This is a genomic window from Streptomyces sp. NPDC001532 (assembly GCF_040298625.1).
Lineage (GTDB): Bacteria > Actinomycetota > Actinomycetes > Streptomycetales > Streptomycetaceae > Streptomyces.
Genome location: NZ_JBEPAL010000016.1, coordinates 133307 through 149558, shown reverse-complemented (window position 1 = coordinate 149558; position 16252 = coordinate 133307). Strand labels below are relative to the sequence as shown.

Annotated in this window: 16 protein-coding genes; 8 read left to right on the top strand and 8 right to left on the bottom strand. The window is 71.4% G+C overall.

The genetic code is table 11. From position 1 onward, the window contains the following. Positions 1 to 91: 91 nt before the first annotated feature. Complete coding sequence (locus ABT232_RS17460; RefSeq protein ID WP_351840782.1) at positions 92 to 2395, bottom strand: transglycosylase domain-containing protein; 2304 nt, start codon at positions 2393 to 2395, stop codon at positions 92 to 94. Positions 2396 to 2824: 429 nt separating this feature from the next. Here ABT232_RS17460 and wblA point away from each other — a divergent pair, with 429 nt between their 5' ends. Continuing rightward, positions 2825 to 3163: a transcriptional regulator WblA gene (gene wblA / locus ABT232_RS17455; protein WP_351840789.1), complete on the top strand. Its 339-nt coding sequence runs from the start codon at positions 2825 to 2827 to the stop codon at positions 3161 to 3163. A 518-nt stretch (positions 3164 to 3681) separates the two neighbouring features. Here the strand turns inward: wblA and bagB are convergent. Together bagB and bagA are read right to left on the bottom strand one after the other, a co-directional pair. Beyond that, positions 3682 to 5025 (bottom strand): ATPase BagB, encoded by a 1344-nt coding sequence (gene bagB / locus ABT232_RS17450; protein WP_351840781.1) that lies wholly within the window; start codon positions 5023 to 5025, stop codon positions 3682 to 3684. Continuing rightward, positions 5022 to 5999 carry an ATPase BagA gene (gene bagA / locus ABT232_RS17445; RefSeq protein ID WP_351840780.1) on the bottom strand — a complete coding sequence of 326 codons (978 nt, stop codon included), beginning with the start codon at positions 5997 to 5999 and terminating at the stop codon, positions 5022 to 5024. The genes bagB and bagA overlap by 4 nt, the downstream gene beginning before the upstream one ends. Positions 6000 to 6151: 152 nt before the next feature. Here bagA and sp36 point away from each other — a divergent pair, with 152 nt between their 5' ends. From sp36 to ABT232_RS17425, 4 genes are all read left to right on the top strand, one after another. After that, positions 6152 to 6313: a Sp36 family protein gene (sp36, locus tag ABT232_RS17440; protein ID WP_010986011.1), complete on the top strand. Its 162-nt coding sequence runs from the start codon at positions 6152 to 6154 to the stop codon at positions 6311 to 6313. Next, positions 6310 to 6777 carry a RidA family protein gene (locus ABT232_RS17435; protein WP_351840779.1) on the top strand — a complete coding sequence of 156 codons (468 nt, stop codon included), beginning with the start codon at positions 6310 to 6312 and terminating at the stop codon, positions 6775 to 6777. Before sp36 ends, ABT232_RS17435 begins: the two co-directional genes overlap by 4 nt. Positions 6778 to 6845: 68 nt before the next feature. After that, positions 6846 to 7715, top strand: a complete 870-nt coding sequence (locus ABT232_RS17430; protein WP_351840778.1) for an NUDIX hydrolase — start codon at positions 6846 to 6848, stop codon at positions 7713 to 7715. Next, entirely contained in the window at positions 7712 to 8542 is an 831-nt protein-coding gene (locus ABT232_RS17425) for an MBL fold metallo-hydrolase (protein ID WP_351840777.1), read from the top strand. The genes ABT232_RS17430 and ABT232_RS17425 overlap by 4 nt, the downstream gene beginning before the upstream one ends. Before the next feature lie 99 nt (positions 8543 to 8641). Here the strand turns inward: ABT232_RS17425 and ABT232_RS17420 are convergent, their stop codons facing one another. Next, positions 8642 to 9316, bottom strand: coding sequence for a Crp/Fnr family transcriptional regulator (locus ABT232_RS17420; RefSeq protein ID WP_029382547.1), 675 nt, complete (start codon positions 9314 to 9316; stop codon positions 8642 to 8644). Between the two features lie 335 nt (positions 9317 to 9651). On the opposite strand from ABT232_RS17420, the gene nth reads away from it, so the two are divergent. From nth to ABT232_RS17405, 3 genes are all read left to right on the top strand, one after another. Continuing rightward, positions 9652 to 10797, top strand: coding sequence for an endonuclease III (gene nth, locus ABT232_RS17415; protein WP_351840776.1), 1146 nt, complete (start codon positions 9652 to 9654; stop codon positions 10795 to 10797). Between the two features lie 103 nt (positions 10798 to 10900). Continuing rightward, a complete protein-coding gene (locus tag ABT232_RS17410) occupies positions 10901 to 11596 on the top strand; it encodes an NUDIX hydrolase (protein WP_351840775.1) in 696 nt (231 codons plus the stop codon). Positions 11597 to 11687: 91 nt separating this feature from the next. Further along, a complete protein-coding gene (locus tag ABT232_RS17405) occupies positions 11688 to 12887 on the top strand; it encodes a MarP family serine protease (protein WP_351840774.1) in 1200 nt (399 codons plus the stop codon). Positions 12888 to 12900: 13 nt separating this feature from the next. On the opposite strand, the gene ABT232_RS17400 is transcribed toward ABT232_RS17405, so the two are convergent. The 4 genes from ABT232_RS17400 to nhaA form a co-directional block, all read right to left on the bottom strand. After that, entirely contained in the window at positions 12901 to 13086 is a 186-nt protein-coding gene (locus ABT232_RS17400; RefSeq protein WP_351840773.1) for a hypothetical protein, read from the bottom strand. Between the two features lie 153 nt (positions 13087 to 13239). After that, a complete protein-coding gene (locus tag ABT232_RS17395) occupies positions 13240 to 14190 on the bottom strand; it encodes an alpha/beta fold hydrolase (RefSeq protein ID WP_351840772.1) in 951 nt (316 codons plus the stop codon). After that, positions 14187 to 14675: a phage holin family protein gene (locus tag ABT232_RS17390; RefSeq protein ID WP_351840771.1), complete on the bottom strand. Its 489-nt coding sequence runs from the start codon at positions 14673 to 14675 to the stop codon at positions 14187 to 14189. The genes ABT232_RS17395 and ABT232_RS17390 overlap by 4 nt, the downstream gene beginning before the upstream one ends. Positions 14676 to 14735: 60 nt before the next feature. Then, the gene (nhaA, locus tag ABT232_RS17385) at positions 14736 to 16166 is read right to left on the bottom strand and encodes a Na+/H+ antiporter NhaA (protein WP_351840770.1); all 1431 of its coding nucleotides are present in this window, start codon (positions 16164 to 16166) and stop codon (positions 14736 to 14738) included. Between the last annotated feature and the right edge of the window lie 86 nt (positions 16167 to 16252).

Genomic DNA, 16252 nt, shown 5'->3' with positions numbered 1-16252 from the left:
TGGGGGCGCCCCTGGTCACCAGGGGCGCCCCCACCGTCGTACTCGGACCGCCTTCGGGATCCTCCGGGCCTACGGCCGGGATCCTCCGGGCCTACGGCCAGTTCCCGCCGTTGCCGTTCCCGTTGTTCCCGCCGTTGTCGGTGCCCTCGAAGAGGCCCTCGGGGAGGGAGAAGGAGGGGGACGGCTCGGTGCCGCCGGTCGTGCCGCCGTCGGTGAGGCCGGCGAAGAGGCCACCGCCGTCGTCGCCGTTCCCGTTGTCGTCCCCGTTGCCGTTGCCGTTGCCGTTTCCGCGGTCGTTGTCCTCGTCGCCCCGGTCGCGGTCGCGGTCCACGGCGTCGGGGATGTCGACGAGGTTGAAGTCGGGCGCGGGCTTGCCCTGGAGCGCGCCGGCCATCATGTCGCGCCAGATCGGACCGGGGACCTGGCCGCCGTACACCTTGTCGTGCCAGACGCCGCCGATGGTGATGTCGACCATCTGGCGCTTGTGCGCGGGGTCGCCGACCCAGACGGCGCCGGCCATGTTCGGGGTGTAGCCGACGAACCAGGCGGCGTAGCGGAAGTCGGTGGTGCCGGTCTTGCCGGCGCTGGCCCGGGAGTCGAGGCCGGCCTGGGTGCCCGTGCCGTCCTCGACCACGCCCCGGAGCAGGGTGTTGATGGTGTCGGCGGTGGTCTCGGACATCGCGCGCGAGCAGGTCGACTTCGGGACCGGCAGGGACTTGCTCTGCTCGCCGATCCGCTGGCTGATCGACTCGATGGCGATCGGCGTGCAGTACATCCCGCGCGAGGCGAAGGTCGCGTACCCGTTCGCCATGGTCAGCGGGGACATCTCCTGGGTGCCGAGGGCGATCGACGGGGCCTGCTGCATCTTGCCGCCGTCGGCGCGCTCCACGCCCATCTTCTTGGCCATCTCGGTCACCGGGCAGATGCCGATCTCACTGATCATCTGCACGAAGTAGGTGTTGACGGACTTGGCCGTCGCCTCCTTCATCGCGTACGGCCCGACCTCGGACTCGTTCTCGTTGGTGAGCTTGACGCCCCGCTCGTTCCAGGTCTTGCCGTCGCAGGCCTGGACCGGGTTCGGGTACTCCATCTCGTACGGCGAGGAGTACGACTTCGTGGCGGGCATGCCGCCCTCGATCGCGGCGGCGGCCACGATCGGCTTGAACGTCGAACCGGGCTGGTAGCCCGCGCCGCCGCCCATGGCCGCGTCGACCGAGAGGTTGATCTGCGTCTCGTTCTTCCCGAAGCCGTACGGCCGGGACTGGCCCATGCCGAGGATCTTGCCGGTGCCGGGCTCGACGATGGTGGCGGCGGTCGCCACGTCGTCGCTCTTGTTCACGTGCTCCTTGACCGACGACTGCACCGACTCCTGGGCCTGCGGGTCGAGGGTCGTGCGGATGGTCAGACCGCCGCGGTTCCAGACCTTGGCCCGGGCCTCCTTGGTCTTGCCGAAGACCGGGTCGGTGAGGAACACCTCGCGCACGTAGTCACAGAAGAAGCCGGCGCCCTTGACCGCGGTGATGCAGCCGTTCTTGGGGCGGCTGACCTTCAGGTCGATCGGGGTCTTCTTGGCGCGGTCGGCCTCCGCCTGGGAGATGTTGCCGACCTCGGCCATGCGCTGGAGGACGATGTCGCGGCGCTTGGTGGCCTCGGCCTCGTCGTTCACCGGGTCGTACCGGCTCGGCGACTGGACGATGCCGGCGAGCAGGGCGGACTCCTGGAGGTTCAGCTCCTTGGCGTGCTTGGAGAAGTACCGCTGGGCGGCGGCCTCGACGCCGTAGGCCTGCTGGCCGAAGAACGTGATGTTCAGGTAGTTCTCGAGGATCTTCTTCTTGCCCAGCTCCTCCTCGACCTGGATCGCGTACTTCAGTTCCTTGACCTTGCGGCCGAGGGTCTGCTGGGTGGCCTGCGCGACCTTCGTCGGGTCGTCGCCGGCTTCCTCCACGAAGACGTTCTTCACGTACTGCTGGGTGAGCGTGGAGGCGCCCTCGGCGACCCCGCCGCTCTGCGCGTTCTTGTTGAGGGCGCGCAGCACGCCCTTCAGGTCGATCGCGCCGTGCTTGTAGAAGCGGGCGTCCTCGATCGCGACGATCGCCTTCTGCATGTACGGCGAGATGTCCGTGAGGTCGACGACCGTGCGGTCGCGCGAGTACACCGTGGCGATGGTGCCGCCGTCGGCGTCGAGGATCGTGGTGCGCTGACTGAGCGGCGGTGTCTTCAGGTTCGCCGGGATCTCGTCGAATCCCTCGACCGAACCCTTCGCCGCGAGCCCCAGCGCGCCGACGGCGGGCAGCGCGATGCCGGCCATGACGGCTCCCGCGAGCACACTGACACCGAGGAACTTGGCGGCCTGCTGCGTTGGCGACAGACCACCGCCCGAGCGCTTCTTTGCCATGAGGGCAGCCTACGTTCTCATTCGCCGGACACACGTATAGGCCTTGGCCTAAGCTGCTCTCAACTGTCACAGCAGTGCGGTCACGTATCAATACGTCCGGCGAGCGCGAATCGTTCCGGATCCGCCCGACGACTTCTCGGGGCTTTCTCCGAGGGCCTGTTGGAGGGGTGCCCGAATCCGCCTTGTGTGTCACCAGGCGTCCGTTGTGACGCAACTGAACCATCCCGAAATGCCGGGATTGCCGCGCATGTCGCAGGCTCACTCCCCCGGGTGATCTGCCGCTTACGCATAGTCCGTTCGGGCCATTCAAGATTGGGCCCGAAGGGGGTGTTGCGCTGTGCCCACCTTCCGTAACGTCCTCAACTGGCGGCGGTGAATATGCCGCTGCCGCCGTGGGGGAGCCTCGATTCGGGAGAGGACGGCGCCGGTATGGGCTGGGTAACCGACTGGAGTGCGCAGGCGGCCTGCCGCACTACCGATCCGGATGAACTGTTCGTTCAAGGAGCAGCGCAGAACAGGGCCAAGGCGGTGTGCACCGGATGCCCGGTGCGGACCGAGTGCCTGGCCGACGCGCTCGACAACCGCGTCGAGTTCGGCGTGTGGGGAGGAATGACGGAGCGGGAGCGCCGCGCACTGCTGCGCAGGCGGCCCACCGTGACCTCCTGGCGCCGGCTCCTGGAGACGGCGCGTTCGGAGTACGAGCGAGGCGCCGGACTGGTGCCGCTCGATGACGACCAGGTGTACGAGAACTACGCGGCCGTGAGCTGATCCCGGCAGGGTGCCGGCCGACGGGTGTTCGAGTGCCGTCGGCCGATCGATGCCCCGGGTGCGCTCGCAATGCCCTGGGTTCGCTCGCGGCGCGGGCGAGTGGTGCCGGCGGGCGAGTGGTGCCGGCGGGCGAGTGGTGCTGGCGGGCGAGAGGTGCCATGGGCCGCCGTCTCGCCCGGGTGGGCGTCACCGGGCAGGGCGCGGCGCGCGTGCTGCCGTGCTGCGTAGTGCCTGGTGAGTGGTGCGGGTGCTGCCGTGGCGCGGGGTCCGGCTGAGCGGAGTCATGGCGCTCGTGTGGCCTCGGTCTGCGCAGGAGCCGCGTTCTCAGGAGCCCCGGCTGTCACGCAGGCGGTGTCCGCGTGTGTCCCCGCTGCCGCACAGGCCGACGACGGTCCGCGACGGTCGCCTTCTTGCGCGCCCCGAGTGCCACCGGCATGCCCCTGTCCCGCACATGGGGCGCTTGCTCACGCGCCCGGCGCCGCCGGCAGCCGTCCCCGGTCACCGCGGCCGCCCACACCTCACTCGCCGTCCGCCTCCTGGCCCGCCAGCCGGTCGCCGATGTCCCGCAGCCCCGCGAGGTCGTGCACATCGCCGGGCAGCGCGGCCACCTCGGCCACCGCGACCTCGGGGTGGAGCGCGGCGAAGCGGTCGCGGGTGCGCTGCTCGCGGGCGATCAGCTGCATGCGCTCGGCGTGCAGCCTCAGCAGGCTCGCGGTGAGCCGGTCGACGGACCGCTCCTCGGAGGCGAGCTCCGGGTCCGGGTCGGCGGGGGAGCCGTCGTCGTCCGGCACGGCGGCTTCGTCCGTCTCGGCGGGGGAGCCTTCGTCGGGAACCGAACTGCCGTATGTGTCGGGAGAGTTACGAAGTCCAGCTTTCCCGTCCCCCTGATCCACAATGCGGGACTCCTCAAGATTTTCGGCGGCGGCGAGCGCCCGCTCGGCCGACAGTCCGCCGGCGCCGCTGTCGTGGACGCGGTTGAGCACCAGCCCGGCGAGCGGCATGTCCTCCGCGGCCAGCCGCTCCACGAAGTACGCGGCCTCGCGCAGCGCGTCCCGCTCCGGCGCCGCGACCACCAGGAACGCCGTGCCGGGCGCCTGGAGCAGCTTGTAGGTGGCGTCCGCGCGGGTCCGGAAACCGCCGAACATGGAGTCCATCGCGGCCACGAACGTCTGGACGTCCTTGAGGAACTGTCCGCCGAGCACCTTGCCCAGCACCCCGGTCATCATCGACATGCCGACGTTCAGGAACTTCATCCCCGCGCGGCCGCCGACCTTCGCGGGCGCCAGCAGCACGCGGATCAGCTTGCCGTCCAGGAAGGAGCCGAGCCGCTTCGGGGCGTCGAGGAAGTCCAGCGCGGAGCGCGAGGGCGGGGTGTCGACGACGATCAGGTCCCACTCGTCCTTCGACCGCAGCTGGCCCAGCTTCTCCATCGCCATGTACTCCTGCGTGCCCGCGAAGCCCGCCGAGAGCGACTGGTAGAAGGGGTTGCCCAGGATGGCGGCCGCCCGGTCGGGGTCCGCGTGCGCCTCGACGATCTCGTCGAAGGTGCGCTTCATGTCGAGCATCATCGCGTGCAGCTCGCCGTCGCCCTCGACGCCCTTCACCCGGCGCGGGGTGTTGTCGAGGGAGTCGATGCCCATGGACTGGGCGAGCCGACGGGCCGGGTCGATGGTGAGGACGACGACCTTGCGGCCGCGCTCCGCGGCGCGCAGACCCAGCGCCGCCGCCGTGGTCGTCTTGCCGACGCCGCCGGAGCCGCAGCACACCACGATCCGGGTGCGCGGGTCGTCGAGCAGCGGGTCGACCTCCAGCACACGCGCGGAGGCGAGGCGATGGGGGGTCGGGACGGGCTCCGCGCTCATGTCATCCCCTGCTTCCGCAGCTCGTGGGCGAGTTGGTACAGGCCCGCCAGGTCCATGCCCTCGGCGAACAGCGGCAGTTCGTGCAGCGGCAGATCCAGCTCGCCGAGGACGGCGCGCTGCTCGCCCTCCAGCGCGTACCGCTCCGCGTACTCGTCCGCCTGCTCCAGGAGCGGGTCCACCAGCCGCTCGGCGTGCTGGCCGCGGCGGGCGCCGCCGAGCCCGGCGGCCGACAGCGACCGGGCGACCTCGGCGTGCGGAACGGCCCGGACGAGGTCCAGGTCGGCGGCGTCGAACAGCTGGGGCCGGACCATGTTCACGACGACCCGGCCCACCGGCAGCCGGGCGGCACGCAGTTCGGCGATGCCGTCGGCGGTCTCCTGGACCGGCATCTCCTCCAGCAGCGTCACCATGTGCACCGCGGTCTCCGCGGACTTCAGCACCCGCATGACCGCCTGCGCCTGATTGTGTATCGGACCGATCTTGGCGAGCCCCGCGACCTCGTCGTTGACGTTGAGGAAGCGGGTGATGCGTCCGGTGGGCGGTGCGTCCATGACGACGTGGTCGTAGACGAACCGTCCCGCCTTGTCCTTGCGCCGGACCGCCTCACAGGCCTTGCCGGTGAGGAGGACGTCCCGCACACCGGGGGCGATGGTGGTGGCGAAGTCGATGGCGCCGAGTTTCTTCAGGGCCCGTCCGGCTCCCCCCAGTTTGTAGAACATCTGGAGGTAGTCCAGAAGGGCCAGTTCGGGATCGATGGCGAGGGCGAACACCTCCCCGCCACCGGGAGCGACGGCGATCTTGCGCTCCTCATAGGGAAGCGCCTCCGTCTCGAATAGCTGTGCGATGCCTTGCCGGCCTTCCACCTCGACGAGGAGCGTCCGCTTCCCCTCCGTGGCGAGGGCCAGCGCGAGGGCCGCGGCGACCGTCGTCTTTCCGGTCCCGCCCTTGCCGCTGACGACCTGGAGCCTGCTCACGCCTTCGAGCGTAACCAGTCCGCGCCCCGACCAATCGGGAGGCTGTGGACAACCGTCCTCGGCGGCGTCGCCGAAGCGGCCCCGAAGCCGTGTCGCAAGGCGTCGCCGGAGCCGTCGCCGGACCCCGCCGCGACAGCGGCTACAGTCGCCCCATGACCAAGTGGGAATACGCAACCGTGCCGCTGCTCGTCCATGCCACGAAGCAGATTCTGGACACCTGGGGCGAGGACGGCTGGGAGCTCGTCCAGGTCGTGCCCGGCCCGAACAACCCCGAGCAGCTGGTGGCCTACCTGAAGCGGGAGAGGCAGGCGTGAGCGCGGTCGAGGCGAAGCTCGCCGAGCTGGGCCTTGCGCTGCCGGAGGTCGTCCCGCCGCTGGCCGCCTACCAGCCGGCCGTGCAGTCCGGCCCGTACGTCTATACCGCCGGCCAGCTGCCGATGGTCGAGGGCAAGCTGCCCGTCACCGGCAAGGTCGGCGCGGAGGTCACGCCCGAGGAGGCCAAGGAGCTCGCCCGGACCTGTGCGCTCAACGCCCTCGCCGCCGTGAAGTCGGTCGCGGGTGACCTGGACCGCATCGCGCGCGTGGTGAAGGTCGTCGGGTTCGTGGCGTCGGCCTCGGACTTCACCGGGCAGCCGGGCGTCCTCAACGGCGCCAGCGAGCTGCTGGGCGAGGTCCTGGGCGACAAGGGCGTCCACGCGCGGAGCGCGGTCGGCGTGGCCGTGCTGCCGCTGGACGCGCCGGTCGAGGTCGAGATCCAGGTGGAGCTGACGCAGCCGTAAGCGGCCCTCCGCGGCGCCGGTGATCGTTGCCTCTCGAACATCAGCGCGCCAGGGGATAGCCTCCGGCCATGGCGAACGGTCAGTGGTATCCCTCCGAGTGGCCGGAGCTCATCCGCGCGCTGGCGGCCGGCACCCTCACCCCGGTGACCCCGAAGCGCGCGGCCACGGTGATGCTCCTGAAGGACACCGACAGCGGCCCCGCCGTGCACATGCTGCGCAGACGCGCCTCCATGGCCTTCGCCGGAGGCGCGTACGCCTACCCCGGCGGCGGCGTGGACCCGCGCGACGACGACCGCCACGTCCGCTGGGCGGGCCCCACGCGCGCGTGGTGGGCGGACCGGCTGGGCGTCGACGAGACCCTGGCCCAGGCGATCGTCTGCGCGGCCGTGCGCGAGACGTACGAGGAGGCGGGCGTCCTCCTGGCCGGCCCGACCTCCGACACCGTCGTCGGCGACACCACCGGCGACGACTGGGAGGCCGACCGCGCGGCCCTCGTCGCCCGCGACCTGTCGTTCGCCGAGTTCCTGGACCGGCGGGGCCTGGTGCTGCGCTCCGACCTGCTCGGCGCCTGGACCCGCTGGATCACCCCGGAGTTCGAGACCCGCCGCTACGACACCTGGTTCTTCGTCGCCGCCCTCCCCGAGGGCCAGCGCACCCGCAACGCCTCCTCCGAGGCGGACCGCACCGTGTGGATCCGGCCCGCGGACGCGGCGGCGGCCTACGACAAGGGCGAGCTGCTGATGATGCCGCCCACCATCGCCACACTGCGCCAGCTGACGCCGTACGACACGGCCGCCGGGGCGCTGGCCGCCGCACCGGGCCGGGACCTGGCCCCCGTCCTCGCACAGGCCCGTATGGAGGGCGAGGAGATCGTGCTGTCCTGGCCGGGCCACGACGAGTTCACCAAGCACATCCCGAGCGGGGGAGCTTCCTCATGACCGACGCAGGCGCCCTTCCCGGCCGGCCGCGCGGCGGGGTCCTGTCCGGACCCGCCACCGCGCGGGCCGTCAACGTCCTCGCGCCCAACCCGTCCGCCATGACCTTGGACGGCACCAACACCTGGATCCTGTCGGAGCCCGACTCCGAGCTGGCCGTCGTCGTCGACCCCGGCCCGCTGGACGACGGGCACCTGCGGCACGTCGTCGACACCGCCGAGCGGGCCGGCAAGCGCATCGCCCTGACCCTGCTGACCCACGGCCATCCCGACCACGCCGAGGGCGCCGCCCGCTTCGCCGAACTGACCGGCACGCGCGTGCGGGCCCTCGACCCGGCGCTGCGGCTCGGCGACGAGGGCCTGGCCGCCGGTGACGTGGTCCGGGTGGGCGGTCTGGAGCTGCGGGTCGTCCCGACGCCCGGCCACACCGCGGACTCGCTCTGCTTCCACATCCCGGCCGACCGCGCGGTCCTCACCGGCGACACGGTCCTCGGCCGCGGCACGACGGTCGTGGCGCACCCCGACGGCCGCCTCGGCGACTATCTGGACTCGCTGCGCCGTCTGAGGTCCCTCACGGTCGACGACGGCGTCCACACGGTCCTCCCGGGCCACGGACCGGTCCTGGAGGACGCCCAGGGCGCCGTGGAGTTCTACCTCGCCCACCGCGCCCACCGCCTCGCCCAGATCGAGACGGCGGTGGAGGACGGCTACCGCACGCCCGAGCAGGTCGTGGCGCACGTCTACGCCGACGTCGACCGCTCCCTGTGGCCGGCGGCTGAGCTGTCGGTGCGGGCCCAGCTGGAGTACCTGGAGGAGCACGGGCTCATCTAGCCGGCCCCGCGAACAGCGCCGGTACGTACGACGACGGGGTCCCGCCTGCTGCCAGGCGGGACCCCGTCGTCGTACCGCTTCGTGACGGCGTGACCGGTGTCAGCGGGAGCGCTTGGCCAGCCGCTCCACGTCCAACAGGATCACCGCGCGGGCCTCCAGGCGGAGCCAGCCGCGCTGGGCGAAGTCGGCGAGCGCCTTGTTGACCGTCTCGCGGGAGGCGCCGACGAGCTGCGCCAGCTCCTCCTGGGTGAGGTCGTGGACGACGTGGATGCCCTCCTCGGACTGCACGCCGAAGCGGCGGGAGAGGTCCAGCAGGGCGCGTGCGACACGGCCCGGGACGTCCGAGAAGACCAGGTCCGACATGGCGTCGTTGGTCTTGCGCAGCCGGCGGGCGACGGCGCGCAGCAGCGCGGCGGCCACCTCGGGGCGGGCGTTCAGCCAGGGCTGGAGGTCGCCGTGGCCGAGGCCGAGCAGCTTGACCTCGGTCAGCGCGGTGGCGGTCGCCGTGCGCGGGCCCGGGTCGAACAGGGACAGCTCGCCGATCAGCTCGCCGGGGCCCACCACGGCCAGCATGTTCTCGCGGCCGTCGGGCGACGTGCGGTGCAGCTTGACCTTGCCCTCGGTCACGACGTAGAGCCGGTCGCCCGGGTCTCCCTCGTGAAACAGGGAGTCGCCTCGCGCGAGGGTCACCTCACTCATGGAGGCACGCAGCTCCGCGGCCTGCTCGTCGTCGAGCGCCGCGAAGAGCGGATTCCGCCGCAGAACGTCGTCCACGAGTTCTCTCCTTGTCGACCTGCTCAGGGGATCTTGCTCCCCCTTGTACCAGGGGACCGTGGTGCCCATTTTGCCGGAGGGTCCAAACAGTGTGATCTGTCACAAGGATGCCGCACTGGTGTCCCGTGGTAAGCGGCAGGGGTCCAATCGGGGGCTGATCTTCGAGGTCCGGGGCGGATGTCAGTGCGGGGCCTTAGGCTGGCCGAGTGTCCAAAAAGCCGGTGAGAGCACAGGCCGAGGGGGCTGCGCGGGTGGTGGTACGTCGCGATTCCGCTGTGGGCGAACAGGTCCCGGACAGTGAGGGAAAAACGGCAAAAGCGACAAAGAAGGCTGCTGTGAAGAAGTCGGGTCCGGCGGAGAAGGCCGCGCCTCTGAGGACGGCCGCCGCGGGCGGCGCGGCCGAGGAACCGGCGGCGAAGAAGACGGCCGCGAAGAGCACCGCCAAGACGGCCGCCTCCAAGAAGGCCGCCTCCAAGAAGGCCGCCTCCAAGACGGCCCCTTCCAAGAAGGCCGTCAGCAAGAAGACCGCCGCAAAGAAGACCGCCGCCAAGAAGGCTGTTGCCAAGAAGGCCGTCTCCGCCAAGACCGCCGCCCCGGACGCCCCCCTCAGCAAAGCCACCGTCAAAAAGGCCGACATCGCGCCCAAGAAGGCCGCCGCCGCGGTGAAGAAGGCCCCCGCGAAGACCATCGCGCCCAAGTCGCCCCGCGCGGAGTCCCGTACGGCCCTGGTCCGCCGTGCCCGCCGGATCGACCGCGAACTCGCCGAGGTCTTTCCGTACGCCCACCCGGAGCTGGACTTCGACAACCCCTTCCAGCTGCTGGTCGCCACGGTGCTGTCCGCGCAGACCACCGACCTGCGCGTCAACCAGACCACCCCGGCGCTGTTCGCCAAGTACCCGACCCCCGAGGACCTGGCCGCCGCCAACCCGGAGGAGGTTGAGGAGATCCTGCGGCCCTGCGGGTTCTTCCGGGCGAAGACGCGGTCGGTGATAGGGCTGTCCAAGGCGCTGACGGAGGAGTTCGGCGGCGAGGTCCCTGGCCGTCTGGAAGACCTCGTCAAACTGCCCGGCGTCGGGCGCAAGACCGCCTTCGTGGTCCTCGGCAACGCCTTCGGCCACCCCGGCATCACCGTGGACACGCACTTCCAGCGGCTGGTCCGGCGCTGGCAGTGGACCGAGGAGGCCGACCCCGACAAGATCGAGGCCGCCGTCGGCGCGCTCTTCCCCCGCGGCGACTGGACCGACCTCTCGCACCACGTCATCTGGCACGGCCGCCGGATCTGCCACGCCCGCAAACCGGCCTGCGGCGCCTGCCCCATCGCCCCGCTCTGCCCGGCGTACGGCGAGGGCGAGACGGACCCGGAGAAGGCGAAGAAGCTGCTGAAGTACGAGAAGGGCGGCTTGCCCGGCCAGCGGCTGAACCCTCCGCAGGCCTACCTGGACGCGGGCGGCAGGCCGGCCCCGCCGCTGGGGGCCGGATGAGGGGCGCGGCGGTGTCCTGGCCACGGCCGGGCGGCTCGCCGGGCCGGGCGGAACGATCGCGGGGCCCTCGGGCGTTGGAAGCAGCAGGACGACGGGGGTGGCGATGACGCGGGCGAGCGAGACGCAGGGCGGTCCGGTGACGGTCAGCAAGGACGGGCTGCCGGGCTGGCTGGACCCGGTGGTGCGGGCCGTGGAGACGGTGAAGCCGGTCCAGCTGAGCCGCTTCCTGCCGCCGGAGGACGGGGCCGGCCGCCAGTCCGCCGTCCTGGTCCTGTTCGGCGAGGGCGAGCGCGGTCCGGAACTGCTGCTGATGGAGCGCGCCGGCACCCTGCGGTCGCACGCCGGGCAGCCGTCCTTCCCGGGCGGCGCCCTCGACCCCGAGGACGGCGACCCGCATGCCGACGGGCCGCTGCGGGCGGCACTGCGCGAGGCGGAGGAGGAGACCGGCCTCGACCCGTCGGGCGTCCAGGTCTTCGGCGTGCTGCCCAAGCTGTACATCCCGGTGAGCGGCTTCGTCGTGACGCCGGTGCTGGGCTGGTGGCGGGAGTCGAGCCCGGTCGGCGTCGTCGACCCCAACGAGACCGCGCGGGTGTTCACCGCGCCCGTGGCGGATCTCACGGATCCCGCCAACCGCGCCACCGCCCTGCACCCCAGCGGCCATCGAGGCCCGGCATTTCTGGTCGAATCGGCACTCGTCTGGGGTTTCACGGCGGGAATCATCGACCGGCTGCTGCACTACGCGGGCTGGGAGCGCCCCTGGGACCGGGACAAGCTGGTCCCGCTCGACTGGCGCGCATGACAGGGTGGCCCCCGTGCCGTGTTCACCCGGGGGCCGTCCCTGGGACCGGTCGGCGGTGTGAGCGGAAGATGACGAGGCGAGGCCTGAAGCGTTGAACGTGCTGGACATCCTGTTGCTCGTCGCTGCCGTGTGGTTCGCGATCGTCGGCTATCGCCAGGGCTTCGTCGTCGGCATCCTGTCGGTGATCGGCTTCCTGGGAGGCGGCCTGGTGGCCGTCTACGTGCTGCCGGTGATCTGGGACCTGCTGACCGACAACGCGGAGGTGAGCACGACCGCCGCCGTCGTCGCCGTCGTCGTCGTGATCGTCTGTGCCTCCGTCGGCCAGGCCCTGACCACCCACCTCGGCAACAAGCTGCGCCGGTACATCACGTGGTCCCCGGCCCGCGCGCTGGACGCCACCGGCGGTGCCCTCGTCAACGTGGTCGCCATGCTGCTGGTCGCCTGGCTGATCGGCTCGGCCCTGGCCGGCACCACGCTGCCGACGCTCGGCAAGGAGGTCCGCAGCTCCAAGGTGCTGCTCGGTGTGTCGCGCGCGCTGCCCGCGCAGGCCGACACCTGGTTCGCGGACTTCTCCTCGGTGCTCGCGCAGAACGGCTTCCCGCAGGTCTTCAGCCCGTTCGCCAACGAGCCCATCACCGACGTCCAGCCGCCCGACCCGGCGCTCGTGGGCAGCCCGGTGGCCGCCCGCGCGCAGCGCTCCATCGTGAAGGTGGTGGGCACCGCGCAGAGCTGCGGCAAGGTCCTGGAGGGCACCGGCTTCGTCTTCTCCGACCGCCGCGTGATGACCAACGCGCATGTGGTGGGCGGTGTCGACGAGCCCACCGTGCAGATAGGCGGCGAGGGCAAGAAGTACGACGCCACCGTCGTGCTCTACGACTGGGAGCGCGACATCGCGGTACTCGACGTGCCCGACCTGAAGGCGCCCGTCCTGAAGTTCACCGACGGCGACGCGGAGAGCGGCGACAGCGCGATCGTCGCGGGCTTCCCGGAGAACGGCGCGTACGACGTGCGTTCCGCGCGGGTGCGCGGGCGCATCACCGCCAACGGCCCGGACATCTACCACCGCGGCACCGTCCGCCGGGATGTGTACTCGCTCTTCGCGACCGTCCGTCAGGGCAACTCCGGCGGCCCGCTGCTCACCCCTCAGGGCGAGGTCTACGGCGTGGTGTTCGCGAAGTCGCTGGACGACGCCGAGACGGGGTACGCGCTGACCGTGGACGAGATCCGGGAGGACATCACCGCGGGGCGTACCGCCAAGCAGCAGGTGGGTACCGACAGCTGCGCGCTCTGACGCGGCGCGCCGGTCAGCCGCGGGGGTGACGCAGGCGCATCGAGACCCAGCGGGCCCGGCGGCGGAGGATGCGCGGAATGCCCACCCGCGGGTCGGCGCCCGCGAGTTGCGGTTCCCCCCGCTGGTGAGAGCTCAGTGCGCCGCTGCCAGAGCGGCGGTCGCGTGCTGCTGCGTCACTGTAGTCGTGCGTCCAGCCCATACCCCGACGTGTGCCCCCGCGCGAAGGTCGATAACCGCCTCGCGCGCCCCCAATTGGCCTATGCGGCGGGCATGTGGCCGTTCGTAGGACAGGTGTTCGCGTGTCCGGATACCGGGCGCAGCGGAGCGGTCACGGCCCGGGTTCGGAAGCGGTTCAGCGGTCCGGCTCGGGGTCCTTCAGCCAGCCGATCAGCTCGTTGGAGAACGCCACCGGGTCCTCCTCGTGCGGAAAGTGGCCGAGGCCGTCGAACAGCCGCCAGCGGTACGGGGCTTCGACGTACTCGCCGGAGCCGGCCGCGCTGCGGGTGCGCAGCACCGGGTCGAGCGAGCCGTGCAGATGCAGCGTCGGCACCCGCACCGGCCGCTTCATCCGCCGGTAGAACTGGATGCCGTCGGGGCGGGCCAGGGAGCGGACCAGCCAGCGGTACGGCTCGACGGAGCAGTGCGCGGTGGACGGGATGCGCATCGCCCGCCGGTACGCCTCCACCGCCTCGTCGTCCGGCAGCCGCGGCCCGGACCAGTCCCGGATCAGCCGGCCCACCAGCGCCCCGTCGTCCGCGACGAGCTGCCGCTCGGGGATCCACGGCCGCTGGAAGCCCCAGATGTAGGAGCCGGCGGCGGTCTGCCTGGGGTCGGAGAGCATCGCCGAGCGCCAGCGCCGCGGATGCGGCATCGAGGCGACCGCGAGCCGCCGGACCAGCTTGGGCCGCATCACGGCCGCCGTCCACGCCAGGTAGCCGCCCACGTCGTGCCCGACGAGCGCGGCGTCCGGCTCGCCGAGCGAGCGGATGACGCCGGTGACGTCGAGGGCGAGGTTGGCGGGGTCGTAGCCGCGCGGCGTGCGGTCGCTGCCGCCGACGCCCCTCAGGTCCATGGCGACGGCCCGGAACCCGGCGTCGGCGAGCGCCACCAGCTGGTGCCGCCAGGCCCACCAGAACTGCGGGAAGCCGTGCAGCAGCATCACCAGCGGTCCGTCGCCCACCTCCGCGATGTGGAAACGCGCGCCGTTGGCGGCCACGTCCCGGTGGATCACCTCACGCCCGCCGGGCAGGTCGAGTCGTACGACCGAGGCGGGCTGGGCCCAAGGGGTGTCGGGTTCCGTCATGACGACGAGCGTGCCACAGGCTCGATGGCCGCGGGCGCGCGGTCCTGCGGCAGCTCGGGGCGCGGGTGCGGCTTGGCCTTCTGCAGGACGCCCGCCGACTCCTTCATCGACGCGGCGACCTTCTGCGGGCCGCGGCCCTTCTTCGCCTTCTTGGCGAAGAGCACGCCGATCAGCGCGAGGAGACCGGCGACGAGCACGTTCGCCGCGAAGGAGAGCAGGAAGCAGACCGCCAGGTTCCAGTGGCTCCAGGTCCGAATGCCGTACGCCAGGGCGAAGTTGAGCATCGGCAGCGAGAACAGCAGGAGCACGCCTGCGGCCATGAAGGCGCCGCCGCTGGTCGCTCCCCGCTTGACGTCCTGTCGGAGCTGGGACTTGGCCAGTGCGATCTCGTCGTGCACCAGCGCGGACAATTCGGTCGTCGCCGACGCGAACAGCTGGCCGATGCTGCGTTCGGCGCCGACCGGGCTGCCGTCGGGTGCGCTCATCGCGGTCTCCCTCTTCTGCCTGACGGGTGACGGGCCCGTCTTTTGTACCGTCTCGTCAGATCATGCCGGACGGTCGTCCTCCTCGCCTGCCCCGCCCGCCACTTCGGCAAGCCCGTCGCGCTCGGCGGCCCTCCGCTCCGCCATACGGCGGTGCTCGGCGGCCTTGGCGTCGTAGATGGCGGCCATCCGGAGGTGGTACTCCGGCTGGTCCTCCTCGTAGATGTCCGGAATGCCGTCGAGGTCGTCGTCGCGCTCCTCTTCCTCCCACATCCGGCGGTATTTGGCGTTCCGTATCTTCAGCAGGACCGTCGCGAGGACCGCCGCGATCAGGGAACCGGTCAGGACGGCCGCCTTGACCTCGTCGGTGAGCGCCGCCTCGCCCTCGAAGGCCAGCTCGCCGATCAGCAGCGAGACGGTGAAGCCGATTCCGGCCAGGGTGGCCACCGCGAAGACGTCGGCCCAGGCGAGGTCGTCGCTGAGCGAGGCCCGGGTGAAACGGGCCGTGAGCCAGGTGCCGCCGAAGATGCCGAGCGTCTTGCCGACCACCAGACCGAGCACCACGCCCAGTGTCTCCGGCTGGGTGAAGACATCGCCGAGCGCGCCGCCGGACACCGTCACACCCGCGCTGAACAGGGCGAACAGCGGCACGGCGAGGCCCGCCGAGAGCGGCCGTACGAGGTGTTCGATGTGTTCGCCGGGAGAGTGCACCTCGCCCTCACGGGTGGTGCAGCGCAGCATCAGCCCCATCGCGACACCGGCGATGGTGGCGTGGATGCCGCTGTTGTACATCAGGGCCCAGATCACCAGAGCCAGCGGGACGTACACGTACCAGCCGCGGACGCCCTTGCGCAGCAGCAGCCAGAAGACGACGAGGCCGGCCACCGCGCCGCCGAGGGCGGCGAAGTTCAGGGTGTCGGTGAAGAACACCGCGATGATCATGATGGCGAACAGGTCGTCGACGACGGCGAGGGTCAGCAGGAAGGCGCGCAGGGCGCTGGGCAGCGAGGTGCCGATGACCGCGAGCACGGCGAGCGCGAAGGCGATGTCGGTGGCCGTCGGCACCGCCCAGCCGTCCAGGGAGCCGCCGCCGGTGACGTTGGTCAGGGTGTAGACCAGCGCCGGGACGGCCATGCCGCACAGCGCGGCGACGACCGGCAGCGCGGCGGCCTTCGGATCGCGCAGATCACCGGCGACCAACTCGCGTTTCAGCTCGATACCGGCGACGAAGAAGAAGATCGCGAGCAGTCCGTCGGCCGCCCAGTGCTCGACGGACAGGTCCAGGCCGAGCGCTTCCGGGCCGAAGTGGAAGTGGCTGACCGATTCGTAGCTGTCGTGCAGCGCGGGGATGTTCGTCCAGATCAGCGCGGTGACCGCGGCGATGAGCAGCAGCACGCCGCCGACGGTCTCGGTGCGCAGGGCGTCCGCGACGAAGGTGCGCTCCGGGAGGGACAGCCGCCCGAGGACCTTGTGGGGCGTGCGGGGCGCGGACACGGAGACCTCCGGTGGGTGGGCAGCGCGAATCGGTTGCCGACCAGACTTCCCGGCGCACCCTGAGCCCGATCCTAGACGCGACAGGG